This window comes from Streptomyces sp. 11x1, from assembly GCF_032598905.1.
Classification (GTDB): Bacteria; Actinomycetota; Actinomycetes; order Streptomycetales; family Streptomycetaceae; genus Streptomyces.
Map to the genome: position 1 here is coordinate 8,021,157 of NZ_CP122458.1, position 19,891 is coordinate 8,041,047.

Annotated in this window: 19 protein-coding genes and 1 riboswitch; of the genes, 10 read left to right on the plus strand and 9 right to left on the minus strand. The window is 72.1% G+C overall.

Annotated elements, in window-relative coordinates; genetic code table 11:
• Positions 1–10: 10 nt before the first annotated feature.
• The 5 genes from P8T65_RS35180 to thiO all read right to left on the minus strand — a co-directional run bounded on the left by P8T65_RS35180 (position 11) and on the right by thiO (position 5,322).
• The gene (locus P8T65_RS35180) at positions 11–874 is read right to left on the minus strand and encodes a deoxyribonuclease IV (RefSeq protein ID WP_316731827.1); all 864 of its coding nucleotides are present in this window, start codon (positions 872–874) and stop codon (positions 11–13) included.
• Positions 875–1,052: 178 nt separating this feature from the next.
• Positions 1,053–2,969: a Stk1 family PASTA domain-containing Ser/Thr kinase gene (pknB, locus tag P8T65_RS35185; protein ID WP_316729193.1), complete on the minus strand. Its 1,917-nt coding sequence runs from the start codon at positions 2,967–2,969 to the stop codon at positions 1,053–1,055.
• Between the two features lie 163 nt (positions 2,970–3,132).
• Positions 3,133–3,927, minus strand: coding sequence for a thiazole synthase (locus P8T65_RS35190; RefSeq protein WP_316729194.1), 795 nt, complete (start codon positions 3,925–3,927; stop codon positions 3,133–3,135).
• 4 nt (positions 3,928–3,931) lie between these two features.
• Entirely contained in the window at positions 3,932–4,132 is a 201-nt protein-coding gene (thiS, locus tag P8T65_RS35195) for a sulfur carrier protein ThiS (protein WP_184898624.1), read from the minus strand.
• A 14-nt stretch (positions 4,133–4,146) separates the two neighbouring features.
• A complete protein-coding gene (gene thiO, locus P8T65_RS35200; protein WP_316729195.1) occupies positions 4,147–5,322 on the minus strand; it encodes a glycine oxidase ThiO in 1,176 nt (391 codons plus the stop codon).
• Positions 5,320–5,431: riboswitch (TPP riboswitch) on the minus strand. (Overlaps the previous gene by 3 nt.)
• Before the next feature lie 52 nt (positions 5,432–5,483).
• Between thiO and P8T65_RS35205 the strand changes: the two genes are divergently transcribed.
• The 7 genes from P8T65_RS35205 to P8T65_RS35235 all read left to right on the plus strand — a co-directional run bounded on the left by P8T65_RS35205 (position 5,484) and on the right by P8T65_RS35235 (position 11,816).
• The gene (locus tag P8T65_RS35205) at positions 5,484–5,840 is read left to right on the plus strand and encodes a hypothetical protein (protein WP_316729196.1); all 357 of its coding nucleotides are present in this window, start codon (positions 5,484–5,486) and stop codon (positions 5,838–5,840) included.
• Between the two features lie 32 nt (positions 5,841–5,872).
• Complete coding sequence (locus P8T65_RS35210; RefSeq protein ID WP_316729197.1) at positions 5,873–7,102, plus strand: FAD-dependent oxidoreductase; 1,230 nt, start codon at positions 5,873–5,875, stop codon at positions 7,100–7,102.
• Between the two features lie 53 nt (positions 7,103–7,155).
• Positions 7,156–7,521 (plus strand): Rv2175c family DNA-binding protein, encoded by a 366-nt coding sequence (locus P8T65_RS35215; protein WP_190208348.1) that lies wholly within the window; start codon positions 7,156–7,158, stop codon positions 7,519–7,521.
• A gap of 164 nt (positions 7,522–7,685) precedes the next feature.
• Positions 7,686–8,330: a thiamine phosphate synthase gene (gene thiE / locus P8T65_RS35220; RefSeq protein ID WP_215454674.1), complete on the plus strand. Its 645-nt coding sequence runs from the start codon at positions 7,686–7,688 to the stop codon at positions 8,328–8,330.
• 245 nt (positions 8,331–8,575) lie between these two features.
• Positions 8,576–9,667, plus strand: a complete 1,092-nt coding sequence (locus tag P8T65_RS35225; protein WP_316725954.1) for an IS630 family transposase — start codon at positions 8,576–8,578, stop codon at positions 9,665–9,667.
• Positions 9,668–9,906: 239 nt separating this feature from the next.
• Positions 9,907–10,830 carry a methylenetetrahydrofolate reductase [NAD(P)H] gene (metF, locus tag P8T65_RS35230; RefSeq protein WP_316729198.1) on the plus strand — a complete coding sequence of 308 codons (924 nt, stop codon included), beginning with the start codon at positions 9,907–9,909 and terminating at the stop codon, positions 10,828–10,830.
• Positions 10,831–10,886: 56 nt separating this feature from the next.
• A complete protein-coding gene (locus P8T65_RS35235) occupies positions 10,887–11,816 on the plus strand; it encodes a hypothetical protein (RefSeq protein WP_316729199.1) in 930 nt (309 codons plus the stop codon).
• Between the two features lie 37 nt (positions 11,817–11,853).
• Here the strand turns inward: P8T65_RS35235 and P8T65_RS35240 are convergent, their stop codons facing one another.
• The 4 genes from P8T65_RS35240 to P8T65_RS35255 form a co-directional block, all read right to left on the minus strand.
• Positions 11,854–13,368, minus strand: coding sequence for an NAD(P)/FAD-dependent oxidoreductase (locus P8T65_RS35240; RefSeq protein ID WP_316729200.1), 1,515 nt, complete (start codon positions 13,366–13,368; stop codon positions 11,854–11,856).
• A gap of 432 nt (positions 13,369–13,800) precedes the next feature.
• A complete protein-coding gene (locus P8T65_RS35245) occupies positions 13,801–14,433 on the minus strand; it encodes a TetR/AcrR family transcriptional regulator (RefSeq protein ID WP_316729201.1) in 633 nt (210 codons plus the stop codon).
• A 71-nt stretch (positions 14,434–14,504) separates the two neighbouring features.
• On the minus strand, positions 14,505–16,589 hold the full coding sequence (locus P8T65_RS35250; RefSeq protein ID WP_316729202.1) for a YhgE/Pip domain-containing protein: 2,085 nt from the start codon (positions 16,587–16,589) through the stop codon (positions 14,505–14,507).
• Positions 16,561–17,487 carry an ATP-binding cassette domain-containing protein gene (locus tag P8T65_RS35255; protein WP_316729203.1) on the minus strand — a complete coding sequence of 309 codons (927 nt, stop codon included), beginning with the start codon at positions 17,485–17,487 and terminating at the stop codon, positions 16,561–16,563. Before P8T65_RS35255 ends, P8T65_RS35250 begins: the two co-directional genes overlap by 29 nt.
• A 176-nt stretch (positions 17,488–17,663) precedes the next feature.
• On the opposite strand from P8T65_RS35255, the gene P8T65_RS35260 reads away from it, so the two are divergent.
• From P8T65_RS35260 to P8T65_RS35270, 3 genes are all read left to right on the plus strand, one after another.
• Positions 17,664–18,203: an SAV_6107 family HEPN domain-containing protein gene (locus P8T65_RS35260; protein WP_316729204.1), complete on the plus strand. Its 540-nt coding sequence runs from the start codon at positions 17,664–17,666 to the stop codon at positions 18,201–18,203.
• 131 nt (positions 18,204–18,334) lie between these two features.
• On the plus strand, positions 18,335–19,105 hold the full coding sequence (locus P8T65_RS35265) for a methyltransferase (protein WP_230212236.1): 771 nt from the start codon (positions 18,335–18,337) through the stop codon (positions 19,103–19,105).
• 288 nt (positions 19,106–19,393) lie between these two features.
• The gene (locus P8T65_RS35270) at positions 19,394–19,795 is read left to right on the plus strand and encodes a DUF3040 domain-containing protein (protein WP_316729205.1); all 402 of its coding nucleotides are present in this window, start codon (positions 19,394–19,396) and stop codon (positions 19,793–19,795) included.
• Positions 19,796–19,891: the final 96 nt, after the last annotated feature.

Here is a 19,891-nt window from a genome sequence, read left to right on the forward strand (position 1 = left end):
CCGGTCGGCGTCAGCCGTCCCTGAGCTTCTTCAGGCGTTCCACGTCCGCCGCGTGGCCCTCCTTGCCGCCCGGCGTCTCGATGATCAGCGGGACGCCTTCCGTGGCGGGATGGGTCATCAGGGCGCGGAACGGGTCCTCGCCGATGTGTCCGGAGCCGATGTTCTCGTGGCGGTCCTTGTGGGCGCCGACCACGTCCTTGGAGTCATTGGCGTGGATCAGCTTCAGCCGGCCCTCGCCGACCGTGTCCACCAGCAGGTCCAGCGTCCGGTGCATGCCGTCGGGCCCGGTCAGGTCGTGGCCCGCGGCGAAGATGTGGCAGGTGTCCAGACAGACCCCCAGCTTCGGGTGGGCGTCCAGGGCCTCGAAGTACGGCCCGAAGTCCCAGGTGCGGGAACAGAGCGAGGCTCCCTGGCCGGCCGTCGACTCCAGCAGCAGATACGGGTCGTCGTCGTGGGTCAACTCGTCCAGCAGCGGCAGCAGATACTCCCGTACCTGCTTGAGCGCCACCGACCGGTCCCGTCCGCCGGTCGCGCTGCCCGTGTGCACGACCACCCCGAGCGCGCCGATCTCCCGGCCCCGGCGCAGCGAGTGCCGCATCGACTCCACGGACTTCTCCGCCGTCGCTTCGGTGTGCGAACCGAAGTTGATCAGGTACGGCGCGTGGACGTAGGCGGGGATCGACTCCTCGGCGCAGGCCGCGCGGAACTCCTCGTCCTGTCGTGGGTTGCCGGCCGGGGTCGCCCAGCCGCGCGGGTTGGCGACGAAGACCTGGACGGTCTCGGCCTTCAGATCACGGGCGTAGGTCAGCCCGACGGAGTTCAGGCCCCCGGCGACGGGCACATGGCCGCCGACGGGGTTGCGGGAAGGGCCCACGGGACCGGGGGTGGTTCTGGACGGACCGGTGGCGGTGCCGTGGAGGCCGGTGGCGGTGCCGGGGAGCCCGGGGGTGGGGGCCGGGAGGCCGGGGGACTGCTGAGTGCTCACCGCACCAGGGTGTCATGCGGTCCGAGGTGCCCGGCCGCCGGTTCGAGGCGACGGCCGGGCCGGTCCGTCAGCGGATCTCGATGGTGATGGTCGAGCCCTTGGGCGCCGTGTCCCCGCCGTCCACGGACTGGCTCCTGACCTCGTCGCCGAAGAGCCCGAGGAGCCCCCGGTCCTCCTCGACCTCGAAACCGGCGTCCTCGAGCCGCTGGGTCGCCTCGTCGACGCTGTCGCCCACGACGTCGGGGACCTCGACCATCACGGGCCCCTTGGAGAGCGTCAGGGTGACGGTGTCGCCCTGGCCGACCTGCTTGCCCACCCCGGGGGCCTGCTCGGCCACGAGCCCCTTGTCGAACTCGGAGTTGACCCGCCCGGAGGCGAACTTCACCTTCAGGCCCGCCTGCTCCAGCTCGGCGGTGGCGTCCGCGACCGACGAGCCCGACACGTCGGGCACCTCCACCGGGGCGCCCCGGCTGACCACGATCCTGACCGCCGCGCCGGACGAGATCTCGGTGCCCGTCCCCGGCTGGGTGCTGATCACCTGCCCCCTGATGACCTCGTCGCTGAACTCCTGTGTCACCACGCCGGGTTCGAGCCCGGCGTCCTTCAGTTTGGTCTTCGCGACATCCAGCCGATAACCCTGGAGATCCGGCACCTTCACGGTCTGCGGACCCTTGGAGATCGTCACCGTCACCGTGTCGTTGTCCCGGATCCGCTCGCCGGGCGCCGGGTCGGTGCCGATCACCCTGCCGCGCTTGACGGTGTCACTGAACGCCCGCTCGACGTCGACGCCCAGCCCGGCGCCCTCCAGCCGCTTCGTTGCGTCCGCCTCGCTCTGCTGCAACACGGCCGGGACCTGCGTGAACTGACCCGAGTTGATGTACCAGACGCCGCCGCCCACGCCCAGGACGAGCATCACGGCGACGACGACCGCCCACAGCCCGCGCCGGGGCGCGGCGGAGGCGCGGGTGCGCCGGGGCGGCGGAGGCGCGTCGAACCGGCTGGTGCGGTGCAACCGCTCGTCGGGATCGAGTCCCACCGACCGCGACACGGACAGGGAACGCGGGATCACGCTCGTCCGGTCCTCCGCGGTGTCGTGGCCGTCGGCTATCGCCTGCGGCGGCACCGCGTCCAGCTGCTCGGCGCTCAGCGCGGCCCGCGCCTCCAGGGTCTGCGCAAGCAACGCCACGGCGTCGTACGGTCGCAGCTCCGGATTGCGGGCGGTCGCCGAGGCGACCAGCGCGTCCAGGTCGTAGGGCAGCCCCGGCACCGTGGCCGACGGGGGCGGCACGTCGTCGTGGAGCGCGTGGTAGAGCACCTGTGCGGGGGACTCCCCGGCGTGCGGCTTGCCGCCGGTCAGCATCTCGTAGAGCATCACGCCGCACGCGTACACGTCGACACGGGTGTCGGTCGTACCGTGCTCCAGCTGCTCGGGGGCGAGGTAGGAGACGGTGCCGAGGACGGCGCCGGTCGTGCTGGTGACGGTGTCCACGGCCCGGACGAGCCCGAAGTCGGCGACCTTGACCCGGCCGTCGTCCCCTATCAGCACGTTCTCCGGCTTCATGTCCCGGTGCACGAACCCGGCGCGGTGCGCGGCGCCCAGCGCGGCGAGCACCGGCTCCAGGATGTCCAGCGCGGCGCGGGGCTGCAGCGCCCCACGCTCGCGCAGCACGTCGCGCAGGGTGCAGCCGGCGACGTACTCCATCGCGAGGTAGACGTACGAGCCGTCGGTGCCCTGGTCGTAGACCCCCACCACGTTCGGGTGGGAGAGCCGGGCCACCGACTTCGCCTCCCGGATGAAGCGCTCGACGAACGTCCGGTCCGCGGCCAGCGTCGGATGCATCACCTTGAGTGCGAGCACGCGGTCGAGGCGGGTGTCCACGGTCCTGTAGACCGTGGCCATCCCGCCGACCGCGATCCGCGCCTCGACTCGATACCGGCCGTCGAGCACCTGGCCGACAAGCGGGTCCTGAAGGGTCGTGTCCACGCAGGTGAGTGTACGAGCCGCCGCCGACAGGCCCATGGGCCCCGGGACCCGAGAGACGTACTGCAGCAGAGCTGTGACCGAGACCGGAGGGCTGTGACGAGCGGGTCTTCGACCGGAACTCGTTCGACTGTTCGAGTGAGGGTGGAGAGGCGTGAGCTCCGCCTCAGAACGCCGGGCGCTCCGGATCCAGCCGCGCCAGTCCCTCGCCGGGGGACGAGGCCTCCGCGAAGTGACGGCGGGGGATACGGCCCGCCCGGTACGCCAGGCGTCCGGCCTCCACCGCGTGCCGCATGCCCTCGGCCATCAGGACCGGCTCCTGCGCCCGGGTCACGGCGGAGGCGAGCATGACGCCCGCGCACCCCAGCTCCATCGCGAGCGCGACGTCCGATGCCGTCCCCGCGCCGGCGTCCAGGATCACCGGCACGCGCGCGTGCTCGACGATCAGCTGGAAGTTGTGCGGGTTGCGGATGCCGAGCCCGGAGCCGATGGGCGACCCGAGCGGCATGATCGCGGCACAGCCCACGTCCTGGAGCTTCCGCGCGAGCACGGGATCGTCGTTCGTGTACGGCAGCACCGTGAAACCGTCGTCGACGAGCGTCTCGGCGGCGTCGAGCAGTTCGATCGGGTCGGGCAGCAGGGTGTGCTCGTCGGCGATGACCTCCAGCTTGACCAGGGACGTACCGAGCGCCTCGCGCGCGAGACGGGCCGTCAGCACGGCCTCGCCCGCCGTGAAGCAGCCGGCCGTGTTGGGCAGCACCCGGATGCCGAGCCGGTCGAGCACCGACAGCACCGAGCCGTGCACGTCGGCGTTCACCCGGCGCATCGCGACCGTGGTCAGCTCCGTGCCGGAGGCCACCAGCGCGCGCTCCAGGACGTCCAGGCCGCTCGCTCCGCCGGTGCCCATGATCAGGCGGGACGCGTAGGTCGTACCGCCGAGGACGAAGGGGTCGTCTGCCATGGGATCAGCCTCCTTGGACGGCGGTGAGGACCTCGACGCGGTCCCCCTCGGCGAGGGCGGTGGTCGTCCACCGCGCGCGCGGGACGACGGTTTCGTTGAGAGCGGCGGCGACACCGGAGACTGACGGAGTGAGCGTCCGCACGATCGCGTCGAGGGCCGTGCCGGGGGCGATCTGCCGCCGCTCCCCGTTGACGGACACGGTCACGGTTCCGGCGGTGCTCATACGGGCTGCTCCAGGAGTTCGCGGGCCGCGCCGGCGCGGAACCGCAGGGGGGTGAAGTCGCGCGCCTCGGCCGGCAGTTCACCGGTGGTCAGCACCTCGGCCAGGACGTCCCCGGTGACCGGAGTGAGAAGCACGCCGTTGCGGTAGTGGCCCGTCGCGAGGAGCAGGCCGTCCAGCCCGCTCGGGCCGAGGAGCGGGGCATTGTCGGGGGAGGCGGGGCGCAGTCCCGCGCGGGTCTCGGTGAGCGGCAGTTCGGTGATCCCGGGGACGAGTTCGTGGGCGTCCCGCAGCAGTTCGTACACCCCGCCCGCGGTGACCGTCGTGTCCCAGCCCTGCTCCTCGCTGGTCGCGCCGACGACGAGTTCGCCGTTCTCGCGCGGCACCAGATAGACCTGGCTGCCGCGCACCACGGCCCGCACGGTACGGCTCAGGAAGGGCGCGTACGGCTTCGGGACGGTCAGCCGCAGCACCTGCCCCTTCACCGGTCGCACCGGCGGCCGCACTTCGGCCGGGACCCCGGCGAGCCGCCCGCTGAGGCTGCCCGCGGCGAGGACGGTGTGCTCGGCGTCCAGCCGGTCGCCCGCGCCGGTGCGGACGCCCGTGGCCCGCTCCCGGGCCACCGACAGCTCCTCGGCCCAGGTCCGGTGGAACACCACCCCGGCGCGTTCGCAGGCCGCCACCAGGGCCGCGGAGAGCCGCCTCGGATCGACCTGGTGGTCCCCGTCGACCCGCAGTCCGCCGCGCACGCCCGGCGCGAGCATCGGTTCCAGGCGACGGCACTCCCGTCCGCTCAGCCACTCCGAGTCGAGGCCCGAGCGGCGTTGCAGGGCGTGCAGTTCGCGCAGATGCGCGCGGTCGTCGGCGTCGAGCGCGACGGCGAGGGTGCCCGAGCGGCGGTAGCCGAGGTCGAGGCCGGTGACCTCGGTCAGCTCGGCGGCGAAGTCCGGATAGCGGCGCGCGGACTCCAGGTTGAGCCCCAGCAGCGTCTGCTCGCCGTAGTGCAGTTCGGTCACGGCGGCGAGCATCCCGGCCGCCACCCGCGCGGCCCCGCCGCCGGGCTCGGGATCGACGACGGCCGTGGCGAACCCGCGCTGCGCGGACCGCCACGCCGTGACGAGACCGATGATTCCGCCCCCCACGACGAGGACGTCTGACGTGTGCGTACGCGACATGGGCGTCCAGCCCCTCCCTTCGCCGGCATGACCCGGATCAGGTTCGTACGGTCGGAGGCCGCCAGCCTCCCTCTCAGCCCGGTGCGTCCGGGCTCCCGCGAGTGCTCTACGGTGGCCCACCCTAGCCCCCGCCGTTCGTCCCAGTAAGGGAGCCCGTGCCCATGGCCCGCTCGCTCGACGGTCTCGTCCTCGCCCCCGTCGCCGACCAAGCCCCAGGTCAGGTGGGCACCCGCACCCGGTTCACGTACCACGAGGAGGACGGCGAGATCTGGGCCGACTACGCGGGCGGCGACGTCGTGCGCGGCCGGCTCGTGGGCACGCGCGCGGGGGACCGGCTGGACTTCCGCTACGTGCAGTTGAAGACGGACGGGACCACCGCCTCAGGGCACTGCGTGTCCCTCGTCGTCGAACTGCCCGACGGGCGGGTCCGGCTGGAGGAGACCTGGCAGTGGGAGTCACGGCCCGGCAGCGGGACGAGCGTGGTGGAGCAGGTCGAGCCGTCGGATCCCACCCCCTGACTGACCGAATATCAGTTGTCTATGGTGATCGGGTGAGCGAGCAGACGCAGCTGAGGGGCGGATCACCGGCGCGGCGCGTCGTCGTGGTGGGCGCGGGCATGGCGGGCGTGCAGACGTCGGTCGCCCTGCGGGAACAGGGTTTCACCGGCGACGTGACCCTCCTGGGCGCCGAGCCGCACCAGCCGTACGACCGGCCGCCGCTCTCCAAGGCCGTCCTGCTCGGCAACGCCGAGGGCTCCGCCTTCGACGTCGACTTCGAGGCGCTCGGCATCGACCTCCGGCTGGGCCGCGAGGTCACCGGCCTGCGCCCCGCCGACCACGAACTCGACACGGCCTCCGGGCCCGTCCCGTACGACGTCCTCGTCGTCGCGACCGGCGCCGAACCGGTCCGGCTGCCGGGTGCCGAGGGGGTGCCCGGGGTGCATCTGCTGCGCACCCTGGACGACGCCGAGCGGCTGCGGCCCGTGCTGGCACGGCAGCACGACATCGTGGTCGTGGGCGCGGGCTGGATCGGCGCGGAGTTCGCCACCGCCGCGCGCGAGGCGGGCTGCGCGGTGACGGTCGTCGAGGCGGCGGACCGCCCGCTCGCGGGCGCGCTCCCCGCGGAGGTGGCCGCCCCGATGACCGCCTGGTACGCCGACAGCGGCGCCACCCTGCGCACCCACGCGCGCGTGGCGCGCGTCGAGCCCGGGACGGTGGTCCTGGACGACGGCACCCGGGTCCCGGCGGGCGCGGTTGTCGTCGGCATCGGCGCGCGCCCCGCCACGGCCTGGCTGAAGGACTCCGGCATCGAGCTCGGCGCCCACGGCGAGGTGGTCGCCGACGACCATCTGCGCACCTCCGCACCGGACGTCTACGCCGTCGGCGACTGCGCCTCCTTCCCCTCGGGCAGGTACGGCCGGCGCCTGCTCGTCCACCACTGGGACAACGCCCTCCAGGGCCCCCGCACGGTCGCGGCCAACATCGTCGGCGAGACCCCCGAGCCCTACGACCCCGTCCCGTACTTCTGGTCCGAGCAGTTCGGCCGGTTCGTCCAGTACGCCGGGGACCACGCCTCCGCCGACACCATGGTCCGGCGCGGCGACCCGACCGGAGCCGCCTGGTCGGTGTGCTGGCTCCGGGAGACCCGGCTGGTCGCCCTGCTGGCCGTGGGCCGCCCCCGCGACCTGGCCCAGGGCCGCCGCCTGATCGAGGCGGGCACAGCGATGGACCCGCTGCTGCTGGGGGACCCGGCGAGGCCGCTGAAGGCGGCGACGGCGTAGGCCGGAGGCGGCTCGGCTACCCACTGTCAGTCCCAGATGGCAGTCTTGGAGACGTGACCGAGATTGACGCAAAGATCGATGCTCTCGTCCCCGCGTGGCTGACCCTCCCCGACATCGCAGAGATGCTGGACGTCGAGGTGACCCGCGTGCGGCAGCTGGTGAAGGAAGGCCAGCTCATCGCCGTACGCCGTGGTGAGAACCGCGCACTGCACGTCCCCGCCGCCTTCATCGACGGAGACAAGGTGGTCAAGGGCCTGACCGGCACCCTGACCCTGCTGAGGGACGACGGCTTCACCGACGAAGAGATGCTGGAGTGGCTCTTCACTCCGGACCCCAGCCTGCCCGGCACCCCGGCCCAGGCCCTGAGCGAGAATCGCGGCACGGAGGTGAAGCGCCGCGCCCAGGCGCTCGCCGTCTGACCGGAAACACCTGAGGCACCAGACACACAGACTGACCGGAGACTCCGGGGGACACCCCCCGGAAGTTCGCAGCAGAGCCGCCTGTACGGCGTACGGGAACGGGGCCCGCCAGGGTCGCGTCCCGTACGCCGCACCGATCACGCACGCCAACGGGGGACGCACCCATGCCCGACGCCGCCGCACAGCTCGCCGACGCCCGGCTCTACCTCTGCACGGACGCCCGCAAGCGCCAGGGCGACCTCCCGCGGTTCCTGGACGCGGTCCTCGCGGGCGGCGTGGACATCGTGCAGCTCCGCGACAAGGGCATGGAGGCCGCCGAGGAGCTGGAGCATCTCCAGGTCTTCGCGGACGCCTGCCGTCGGCACGGCAAGCTGCTCGCCGTCAACGACCGCGCGGACGTCGCCCACGCCATCGGCGCGGACGTGCTGCACCTCGGCCAGGGCGACCTCCCGGTCCCGGCCGCCCGCGCCGTCCTCGGCACGGACGTGCTCATCGGCCGTTCCACCCACGCCGAGGAGGAGGCCGCCGCCGCGGCCGTCCAGGAGGGCGTGGACTACTTCTGTACGGGCCCCTGCTGGCCCACCCCCACCAAGCCCGGCCGTCACGCCCCCGGCCTGGACCTCGTCCGGTACACCGCCGCCCTTGCCACCGACCGCCCCTGGTTCGCCATCGGCGGTATCGACCTCGGCAATCTCGACGAGGTCGTCGAGGCGGGCGCCCGGCGGGTGGTGGTCGTCCGGGCGATCACCGAGGCCGACGACCCGGGAGCCGCCGCGGCGGAGTTCACCAAGCGGCTGCGTGCCCTCTAGGTCCTGTCGTCACATTCCCGTCGTCGCCCGGAGGGCGGCCTGGCGGCGTCGTGGGGGTACCTCCCGGTCGAGCGCAGCCGAGACCGGGGGAGCGTGCTCTCGACACACCGGGCACTGACCCGCGTACCGGACGTACTCGGGTCGGTGCCCGGTGCGTCGAGAGCACGTGCATGGCGTCGCGGGGCAGGCGGGAATGTGACGACAGGGCCTAGTGACCTGAGTCAGAGGTTCGTCGTTGGTTCGGTATGAGTCGTCCTGGCCCGAAGATCCCGCCGTTGTCGTTGACCGATGCCCAGCGTGAGGTGCTTGAGGGGTGGGTGCGTCGCCGGTCGACCGCGCAAGCTCTGGCTCAGCGATCCCGGATCGTGCTGGAGTGCGCCGAGGGGCACTCGATCATGGAGGTGTCACGACGGCTGAAGGCCGCTCCGGACACGGTCCGCACCTGGCGAAGGCGGTTCCTTGACCACGGCCTGGACGGCCTGTGCGACGAGCCGAGGCCCGGTGTCCCGAGGAAGATCACCGATGCCGATGTCGAGCGGGTGATCGTCAAGACCCTGGAGGAGAAGCCGGCCAACGCCACCCACTGGTCAACCCGGTCGATGGCCGCGGCCACCGGCATGTCGCAGTCGGCGATCTCGCGGATCTGGCGGGCGTTCGCCTTGGCCCCGCACCGCTCGCAGACGTTCAAGCTCTCCACGGATCCGCTGTTCATCGACAAGGTCCGCGACGTGGTGGGCCTGTATCTCGACCCGCCGGAGAAGGCACTGGTGCTGTGCGTGGACGAGAAATCCCAGATCCAGGCCCTGGACCGCTCACAGCCGGTGCTGCCGATGATGCCCGGGGTGCCCGAACGCCGCAGCCACGACTACGTCCGCGCCGGCACCACCACGCTCTTTGCGGCACTGGAGGTGGCAACCGGCAAGGTGATCGGTTCACTGCACCGCCGGCACCGGGCCGCAGAGTTCAAGAAGTTCCTGGCCAAACTCGACAAGGAGGTGCCTGCGGACCTCGAGGTGCATCTGATCCTGGACAACTACGCCACCCACAAGACACCCGCGATCAAGAAGTGGCTGGTGGCACACCCCCGTTTCCGTCTGCACTTCACGCCCACCGGCTCATCGTGGCTGAACCTGGTGGAGCGATGGTTCGGCGAGCTGACAGCGAAGAAGCTCCGCCGCGGTGTCCACCGCTCGGTCCAGGCACTCGAGCGCGACATCCGGTCCTGGATTGCCGGTTGGAACGACAACCCCCGCCCCTTCGTCTGGACGAAGACCGCCGACGAGATCCTCGACAAAGTCGCCACCTACTGCCAGAGAATCTCTGACTCAGGTCACTAGGAGACCGCTGAAGATCTTGCTCTGGCCGCCCGACTCACCCTGGATTGCCGGTAAATATCAATCGCCATCAAGTAGGGCAAGCCGGGCGCATTTTCAAGATCTTCAGGACGCTTCTAGCCGGCCGCGCCCGCGGTGGCCTGCGGTCCACGGCTGTCCAAGGCGTGGACACCAGGTCGACAAAGGGGGCAAAAGCACCTGGTCTGGTTGGGGGACGGCCCCGACCTGACTAACCTGCCCGTATGGCCCTAGGAACCGCTTCGACCCGCACGGACCGCGCACGGACCGTGCGTGACATGCTCGCCACGGGCAAAACCACCTACTCCTTCGAGTTCTGGGCACCCAAGACGGAGAAGGGTGAGCGGAACCTCTGGAACGCCCTCCGCAGGATCGAGGCGGTCGCGCCCAGCTTCGTCTCCGTGACGTACGGAGCGGGCGGTTCCACCCGGGCCGGCACGGTGAAGGCGACCGAGCAGATCGCCGCCGACACCACCCTCACGCCGGTGGCCCATCTCACCGCGGTCAGCCACTCCGTCGCCGAACTGCGGAACATCATCGGCCAGTACGCGGACGCCGGCATCCGCAACATCCTCGCCGTCCGGGGCGACCCGCCCGGTGACCCGATGGGCGAGTGGATCGCGCACCCGCAGGGTCTGACCTACGCCGCCGAACTCGTCCACCTCATCAAGGAGTCGGGCGACTTCTGCGTGGGCGTGGCGGCCTTCCCGGAGATGCACCCGCGCTCCCCGGACTGGGACAGCGACGTGGCGCGCTTCGTCGACAAGTGCCGGGCGGGCGCCGACTACGCGATCACGCAGATGTTCTTCCACCCCGACTCGTATCTGCGTCTGAGGGACGCGGTCGCGAGGGCCGGCTGCGAAACCCCCGTGATTCCCGAGGTCATGCCCGTCACCAGCGTGAAGATGTTGGAACGGTTGCCGAAACTCAGCAACGCCGCCATCCCGAACGCCCTGAAAGAGCGGATCGTCACAGCCAAAGACGATCCGGCCGCTGTACGCTCCATTGGCATCGAGTTCGCCACGGAGTTCTGCGCGAGGCTGCTGGACGAGGGAGTCCCCGGACTTCACTTCATCACCCTGAACAACTCCACCGCGACTCTGGAAATCCACGAGAACCTGGGCCTGCACCATCCACCACGGGCCTAGACCGGTCGCACTCGCGTACGACACACTGCGTAGCGGCTACAGGGAGAGGGGCGTACATGGGCTGGGCGGTCCTCTACATCGCGTTCGGCGTCGTCGCGTTGTGGCTGCTGGGTGAGGTGCTGCTGCAGTACAAGGCGCGTCTGCGCTGGCGTCTGCTCGCCTTCGCGGGCTTCCTCGGTGTCGTCCTCGGTGTCCTCATCCCCAACGTGATCGTCATCGGGCTGGGCGCGATCGCCTTCGCGGTCGGGCAGACGTACGTGACGCTGTCGTTCCGGCGCGGCTTCGAGGCCGGCTGGGCCGTCCGCCCGCGCTCCGGCGAGGGCGAGGACGGCGGCCGGCTGCCCAAGGCCAAGAAGCGCCGGCGCGGCGAACCGGACCGCCAGGACCCGACCCTGGAGGTCACGGACCTGGAGACCACCGCCGCCGGAACCTACGCCCAGGGCGACGACCTGCTCGACGACCGCGACGACGACGTGTTCGTCCGCCCGCAGTCCACGCCCTCCCCGGCCCCCGTCTACTCCCCGGAACCCATGCCGGACGACACCAGCACCTACGGCATCTACGGCGACGACAACGCCTACGCGGGCGCCACCGGCCAGCGGCAGGCGACCGCCGACCAGGCCGCGCAGGACGAGGCCTTCGCCTACTACGGCTACGACCAGCAGCAGTACGGCTACGACCCGTCGCAGCAGCAGTACGCCGCCTACTCCGACCCGTACATCGGCACCCAGACGTACGACGCCACGGCCTCCTACGACCAGTCCTACGGGCAGCAGGGGTACGGGCAACAGGGCTACGGCCAGGACCAGTACGGCAACGGCGGCTACGGCGGCGAGACCCCGCCCGGTGGCGTCTGGGTCCCCCAGCAGCGCAACACCGACGACCCGTTCGGCTCGGACCTCCCGTCGGACCAGCAGTACCCGTACCAGGGCAACGGCAACGGCAACGGCCAGAACGGCTACGACGAGCAGCAGTACCGTTTCTGAAGGATCCGTCCGGCCCCCGCTCCGGCCCCGGTGAGCCTCACTGGGAGCCGCGGAAGTCCGGTCCCTCGACGAGCAGTCCCGCCACCAGCGCGCCCGACATCCCGGCGTGCGGAAGACCGCCGCCGGGATGGGACCAGCCGCCCACGGTGAACAGGCCCGGCAGAGCGGTGGTGTTGGACGGGTGCAGCCATCGCCCGTCCGCCGCGGCGAGCGCCGGCGCCGGGACCGCGCCCCCCTCCGCACCGGTCGTCCGCGCGATGTCGGCCGGGGTGCGCACCTCGCTCCACAGCAGACGCTTGCGCAGATCGGGGACGGCGCGCTCGGCGGCGTCGACGAGCCGCTCGGCCGACACCTCGAAGTCCTCCGACTCCGCGCCGCTGCGCTCGGGTCCGGCGGGGACCGCGCACGTGACCGTGACCGCCTCGTGGTCGGCGTCCGGGACCAGTGCCGGATCGTCGGGGCGCAGCACCGTCACCGTGGGTCGGGCGAACGTCCCGTGCGATGGACCGAAGAGCAGGTCCAGCTCGGCGTCACGATCCTCCGCGTGCACCACCGTCCGGTGCGCCGCGCCCCCGGGCCGGCCCCCGCGCAGCGCCAGCAGCACGGTCAGCCGACTCGTCGCCCCGCGCTGGGCCTGCACCTCGCCGGCATCCCGCAGGACCGACCGCCGCGCCAGGCGGCTCAGCACCTCGGGCGCGACCCCGGCGACCACGAAGTCGGCCTCGGCCACCGCGCCGTCCGCCGACTCCACCCCGGCCGCCCGGCCGTCCTTCTCGACGATCCCGGTGACCTCGGCGCCGAAGACGAACTCGACCCGGCGGGCCAGGCACCGCTCGTACAGTGCCCGCGCCAACTCCCGCAGACCGCCCCGGACGTACCAGGTCCCGAAGGCGTGGTCCAGGTAGGGCAGAACCGCCGCGCTCGCCGGGACGTTCCTCGGGTCCAGGCCGTACGCGAGGGCGTGGCTCTCCAGCAGCGCCGTCAGCCGGGGATCGCGCAGTTCCCACGCGCCGACCTCGGCGAGGGTGGCGGCGCGGCGGGTGCGCAGCAGCCGCCTGTGGGGGACCGAGGGGTACGGTTCGCGCTCGGCCAGGACCTTCCAGTCGGACCACAGCGGCTCCTCCAGGAGGGGCCGCCGGGTGCGGTCCCAGGCCTCGCGGGCCCGCACCAGGAAGTCGCCCCAGAGGTCGCCGGCGCCCGGGCCGAGCGCGGAGTTCAGGACGGCGACCACGCCCGCGCGGGAGGTGCCCGGCAGCAGGAGGTCGGTGCCGTCCGCGAAGACGTGCCGGGCCGCCGGGTCGACCTGGACCAGGTCGACGCACTTCTCCAGTGGCTCCTTGCCGGTCTTGAGGAACAGATCGCGGTGCACGGCGGGGAGCGGCAGCAGTCCCGGTCCCGTGTCGAACGCGAAGCCGTCGCGCTCGAAACGGCCCACGGCGCCGCCGTAGGTCGTCGTGCTCTCGTGCACCACCACGCGGTGGCCCGCGACGGCCAGCCGGGCAGCGGCCGCCATCGCGCCGAGACCGGCGCCGATCACCGCGATTCTTGCCATGTGAGCGACCTTATCGGCCGCCGCCGACATCGCTTGTTCGCCGTCGAGCTCGGGGAGTGCGGTCGTTCGGCGGGTGCGGGTTGGTCGTGGCTTGTCGCGCAGTTCCCCGCGCCCCTGACGGGGCGCGGGGGCGGGCCTGGGGGAAGTGCGCAGGGCTGAGTACCCGTACTCACCCGGTGAGATGAGTACCCGTACGGATGGGTTCCCACCTGCGGGAACGAGAGAGTGGAGGCACGGGAAGGGGCGCGGCCGCGGTACCGCCGACACGGGGCGGCGGAACGGCTCTCGCGCTCTTACCGCTCCTTCCGTCGACGCGAGTCGGCGGGAGCGAGGCACGGGGGAGTACGGGGGAACAGGGAAGCGCCGGTTCGAGGTGGCCCGCGGGGGACGCGGCCAGTTCGGACCGGCGCTCTCGTTTTCGCTCCGGCCCGGTCAGCCGTTCCCGCTCACGCGGCCCTGCAGCAGCCGGGACAGCGCCGCGTGGACGTCGTCCAGGGAGCGCTCCGGCTGGAAGGCCTTCCAGTCCAGCGCGGCCACGAGGACCATGCCGACCAGGGCCGACGCCGTCAGGCCGACGTCGATCTCGTCGCTCAGCTCGCCGCCCTCGACGCCGTCGCGGAGCACCCCCTCGACGACGGCGACCGCCTCCCGTCGGACCACCATCAGCGTGGACTGCCAGGCCCGGTTGGTGCGCCACAGCTCGGCCACGTACAGCTGGGTGAAGGACGGGTAGCGGTCGATGAAGACGAGCCCGGCCCGGACCATCGCGTCCAGGGCGTCGACCCTGCTGCCGCCTTCCTTCGCGGTCCGCTCGGCCGCCTCGCGGAGGGAGGCGGTGAGCAGTTCCACGCCGTGCCGCAGCAGTTCCTCGAAGAGGACCGACTTGCTCGCGAAGTTGTAGTAGACCGTGCCCTTGGCGACTCCGGCGCGCTCGGCGATCTCGTCCACCGTGGTGGCGGAGAACCCCTGCTCCGCGATGAGGGTGACGGCCGCTTCGTAGAGTTTCTGCCGGGTCGCCTCGCGGCGGCCCCCGCCTGCGCCGCCGGGGGCGTTGCTGCTTTCCATGGCCCTGATTGTCACAGGAACCGTGCCGTGCGCGGGAACAATGCCGTGCCGGGGAACATTGCGGTGCGGTGTCACAGACTCAACTCCGGGTGCAGCCGGTCCAGGGTCCACACCTGCTTGCGGCGGGCCGACAGCGCGGTCAGCGCGAGGGCGCCGACGGTGAAGGCCACCAGCACCGCGCACGCCTGCCACACCGGGCCCAGACCGCCGCCCGTGATCAACCGCCTGAGGGCGTCCACGACATGGCTCATCGGCAGGAAGGGGTGCACCGCGTTGAAGAAGTCGGGGCTGGTCTGCACGGGATAAGTACCGCCCGCGGACGTCAACTGGAGCATCAGGAAGGCGAGGACGAGGATCCGGCCCGCAGCCCCGAAGCGCGCGTTGAGCCACTGCACGATCGCCGCGAAGCACGCCGTCACCAGGAACAGGAAGCCCACCGTCCCGGCCGCCCGCGCCATCTGCAGGCCGACCGCCCAGTGCAGCACCGCCATCAGCGCGACCGTCTGCAGCACACCCAGCGCCGCAACCGGCAGCCAGCCCGCCAGCGCGATCCGCCACGCCGAGGCACCCGCCGCGAGGGCCCGCCGGTTGAGCGGCTGGATCAGCATGTACGCCACCATCGCGCCCACCCACAGGGAGAGCGGGATGAAGTACGGGGCGAAGCCGGTGCCGTAGTTGGGCGCCTTGTGCAGGTCCCTGGTGGCCAACTGCACGGGATCGGCCATCACTTCGGTGCGCTGGTCGCGGTCCCGCTCGTCGTAGTCGGGGATCCGCTCGGCCCCCTCGTGCAGACCGCCCGCGAGCTTGCCGGAGCCGTCGGCCAGCTTGTACATGCCGCCCTTGAGGTCGACCGCGCCCGTCTTCAGATCGCCGACGCCGGTGTCGAGGTGCTCCGCGCCGGTCCTGGCCGTGCCGAGGCCGGTGTGCAACGTCTTCGCCCCCTTGGCGACCTTCGCGGCGCCCTTGTCGAGCGCGTCGATCTTGGCGACGGCGTTGTCGAGGTCGGTGGAGAGGGTGGGCGCCGCCTTCGCGAGGGCGCGCGCCTGCTTCTCCAGGTTCCGCAGGTCCTTGTCGAAGGCCTTCATGTCACCGTCGTAGTTCTTCACCACGGTGTCGACGTCCTCCGCGAGCGTGGCCGCCTCCGCCGCCGCGTCCTTCGCCTTCTTCAGGTCCGCACAGGCCGCATCGGGCACGACGGCCTTCTCGCAGCGGCGCTCGTGGACGTCGTCCAGGGTGTCGGAGGCGGTACGGGTGCCGGTGGCGGCGGCCGGCGCCGTCTTCACGAACGCGTCGAGGTGCCCCCGGATCGTGGCCGCCGAGTCGGCGACCAGGGTGGCGGTGTCGGCGATCGTGTCGCCGTTCTCGTTCAGGAAGGGCCGCACCTGGTCGGCCGCGGCGCCCACCTTGTCGGCGAGCTTCCCGGTGCCGTCCGCGACCTGCTGGGCACCGTCCTCCAGATCGCCCGCGCCCTCGTCCAGGTCCTTCAGCCCGCCGGACAGCTTGCCGCTGCCCTCCTTGGCCGTCCGCAGCCCGTCCGCGAGGTCCTTGGAGCCCTGCTCCGCCTTGTCGATACCGCCCTTGAGGTCGTCGGCGCCGTCCGCCGCCTCCTCGGTCCTGCCGTGGATGTCCGAGAACGAGATGAAGATCCGGTCCAGGAACGACCGCGAGGCCTTCGTCGACGCCGCCGTCCGCACCTCCGAGAACACCGTCCGGGAGATCTGGCCGACGATGTAGTTGTTCGCGTCGTTCGTCCGCACCTGGAGGGCGCCCGTCTCCGGCACGTCCCCCGAACTGGACGCGATCCGCTCGCTGAAGTCCTTCGGCATGGTCAGCGACAGGTAGTACGTGCCGTCCTCGACGCCCGAGCGGGCCTCGGAGGCGCTCACCCGGTGCCACTCGAAGGTGTCGCTGTCCCGCAGCCCCTTGGCGATGTCGTCGCCCGCGGTCAGCCGCTGCTTGCCGACCGACGCGCCCCGGTCGTCGTTGACCAGCGCCACGGGGATGCGGTCCAGGCGGCCGTACGGGTCCCAGAAGGACCACAGGTACAGGGCGCCGTACAGCAGCGGCAGCAGCAGGAGCGAGACCAGCGCGGCGCGCGGCAGCTTCCCCCGGCCGAACCGCCTGAGCTCAAGCGCGGCCAGTCTCGGCGAGCGCATCGGCCGTCTCCTCGTCGTCGTCGGATGTGTCGTCGGATGTGTTGCCGTCGGTGGTCTCGCGACCGCTGTTCCGGTGGTCGCCGCTCCGGCTGTCGGATCGCTCGTCCTGCTCGTCCTCGGAGTCTTCGTCGTCGGTGCGCTCTTCTCCGGGACTCTCGTCGCTCCTCGGTTCCCCGGGCGTCGTCGAGACCACTACCGCGCCCTTCGGGGCCTCGCTGCACACCGTCACGACCGTGAGTCCGGACTCGGTGAGGGACGTCAACAGGGCCCACATCTGCGTCCGTTCGGCGTCGGAGAGCTTCAGGTCGGTGTCGTCGACGCCGAGCAGCCGGGGCCGGCCGACGAGGGCGAGGGCGACCGACAGGCGCAGGGCCTCCATCCGGTCGAGGTCGCGCACGGCCGTCCGGGAGCCCTTGGGGAGCGCCTCGCGGTCGAGCCCGGCGGCGGTCGTGGCGGCCTCGATCCGGTCCTTCAGCTCGGCGTCGCGATCGGCCCGGGAGCGCAGCAGCCCGCGCAGGGTGCCGTCGAAGCGCCGCTGCATCAGCGCCCGTTCACGCAGGTGCTCTCCGACGGTCAGGGCCGGGTCGAGGTCCGTCACCCCGGGGACGTGGGCGAGGGCGCTGACGCGGCGCACGGCCGCCATGCGCTTCGGCAGGTGCAGGGAGCCGACCGTGGCCCGGCCCTCGCTCGGCTTCATCCGGCCGGTGAGCGCGAGCAGCAGACACGTCCGCCCCGACCCGGACGGCCCCGCGAGCGCGACCAGCGAGCCGGCCTCCGCGTCGAACCCGACGCCCCGGAAGGCCCAGCCGCGCGGCCCCTCGAGCCCGAACCCCTCCGCGCCGACGGCGACACCGCGGGCCGCCCCCCGCCCGGGGCCCGCTTCCCCTGCCTCTGTCATGCCCCGAAACCCCTCTGCCCTGCCTTTGAACTGACTGGTCAGTGCAAAAACTACCCCGAACCTTTGAACGAAGCAAAAGCGCAGGTCAGAACGGATTGTCAGTGGCATACCTCACGATGGGCACATACGGCACCTCGCGACAGAGCGTGCCGTCCGCAGACGACAGGAGGTTCGTCATGGCCAGCTACCACGCAGCAGCCGCCAACCGGCGCCGCGCCACCGGCCCTGCCCCCTCACTGACCGGCCCGGCGAGCGACGTGCACCCCGTGCTGCGCCGGGCGACGGCCCCGCCCGCCGCCCTCGACCTGCTCGCCCAGGCCCGCTCCGGACTCGACGAGGCGTCCGGACTCCGCACGCCCAACGAGCGGTACGCCACCGCCCACCTCGCGGCCCTGCGCACCGCCGCCGCGGTGCTCGCCGCCCGGGGTCGCCCCGAACCCACCCCGAAGCGCCGGGCCAAGATCCGGAGCGCCTGGGAAGTGCTCCCCGAGATAGCGCCCGAACTCTCCGAGTGGAGCGCGCTGTTCGCCTCCGGCGCCGCCCGCCGGGCCCGCGCGGAGGCGGGCATCCAGGGCGCGGCGAGCGCCCGCGACGCCGACGACCTCATACGCGACGTGGCGATGTTCCTGCGCCTGGTCGAGCGGATGCTGGTGCTCCAGCCGGTGCTGCCCCAACCCCGGCAGGACAGCGGCCCGGAGGTCCCGGACGCGGGCTGAGCGACCGTCCCGGCGCCGCCCATTAGGGTTGGGGTCACCAGCACCCTCCGTCACGGCCACCGGCCCGACGGAGACGCAAGCCCATCGCTCCGCCGCACACCGGGCGGTGCCGTGCCGAGGAGTCAACTGCCGTGTCGGACCCGATGCGACCCCGCGCCTCTCTCCGTACCGCCGTGGTCTGGGAGGTCCTCCAGGACGCCCTCGACCGCCGGGTGAAGGCGACGGGGCGTGAGTCGCTCGACGTACTGGACACCGGGGGCGGCAGCGGCAGGTTCGCGGTGCCCGCCGCCCGCCTGGGCCACCGGGTCACCGTCGTCGACCCCAGCCCGAACGCGCTGTTCGCGCTGGAGCGCAGGGCCGCCGAGGCCGGCGTCGCCGACCGTGTCCGGGGCGTCCAGGGCGACGCCCACGGCCTCTTCGACGTCGTCGAGCGCGGCGGGTACGACGCCGTGCTCTGCCACGGCGTCCTGGAGTACGTGGACGACCCCGCCGAGGGCATCGGAAACGCGGTGGCCGCGCTGCGCCCTGAGGGCGTCCTCAGCCTGCTCGCCGCCGGCCTCGGCGGCGCCGTCCTCGCCCGCGCCCTCGCCGGGCACTTCAAGGAGGCGCGGCAGGCGCTCGCCGACCCGAACGGACGCTGGGGCGAGGGTGATCCGGTTCCCCACCGCTTCACCGCCGAACAGCTCACCGGGCTCGTCGAGGGCGCGGGCCTCCGGGTCGCCGCCGTGCACGGCGTCCGGGTCTTCGCCGATCTCGTCCCCGGGGTGCTCGTCGACACCGAGCCCGGCGCCCTGGACGCCCTGCTCCAGCTGGAGGCGGCGGCCGCCGAGCTGCCCGCCTTCCACTCCGTGGCCACCCAACTTCATGTGCTGGGTGAGACGCGAGGGGCCGCCGAGTCCTGAGCCATCTCCCGCGGCGGACGAGCCTGCCCCGCTGATCAGGGGCTCGGCGGCGGATGGAGTACGCCACAGGCCCCCCGATCGGGCGCTCGGAGCCGTATGATCGAGGGAGACCGTTCCGGCATGACGGGCCGTTCGCTGGGGAATTCACACCTCAGCGAGTCGGGGTGCCATGGCGGGTTCCGGTTGGCGAATTGGCGTAGAGGGGCGGGTTTCAAGGGGGCGATTCCCTGCCTATCCTGAAGAGGACCCCCCGGGTCGCCCCGGCGACCGCACGATGAGGAGGACTCCGTGCCGCTCTCAGAGCACGAGCAGCGCATGCTCGAGCAGATGGAGCGAGCGCTGTACGCCGAAGATCCCAAGTTCGCGTCAGCGCTTGAGGGAAGCGGGCTGCGTACGTACACCCGGCGGCGGGTCTACCAGGCGGTCGCGGGCTTTCTGGTGGGTATCGCGCTCCTCATGGCCGGAATGGTCGCACAGCAGATCTGGGTCAGCGTGGTGGGATTCCTCGTCATGCTGGGCTGCGCCGTGCTCGCCGTCACCGGTTGGCGCAAGGCCCCCAAGCCGGGTGAACAGCCCGCCGATGCCTCAGGCTCCGCCGGTGCGCGTCGGCAGACGCGACAGCGCCGCTCCATGATGGACCGAATCGAACAGCGCTGGCAGCGCCGTCGTGACGAGCAGGGCGGCCACTGAGCCGGCCGGGACGCCGACCCGACAGCCACAGCTGAACACGGACGAAGGGTGACCACCCCAGCGGCGGTCGCCCTTCGGGCATGCCCGCACGCGAAC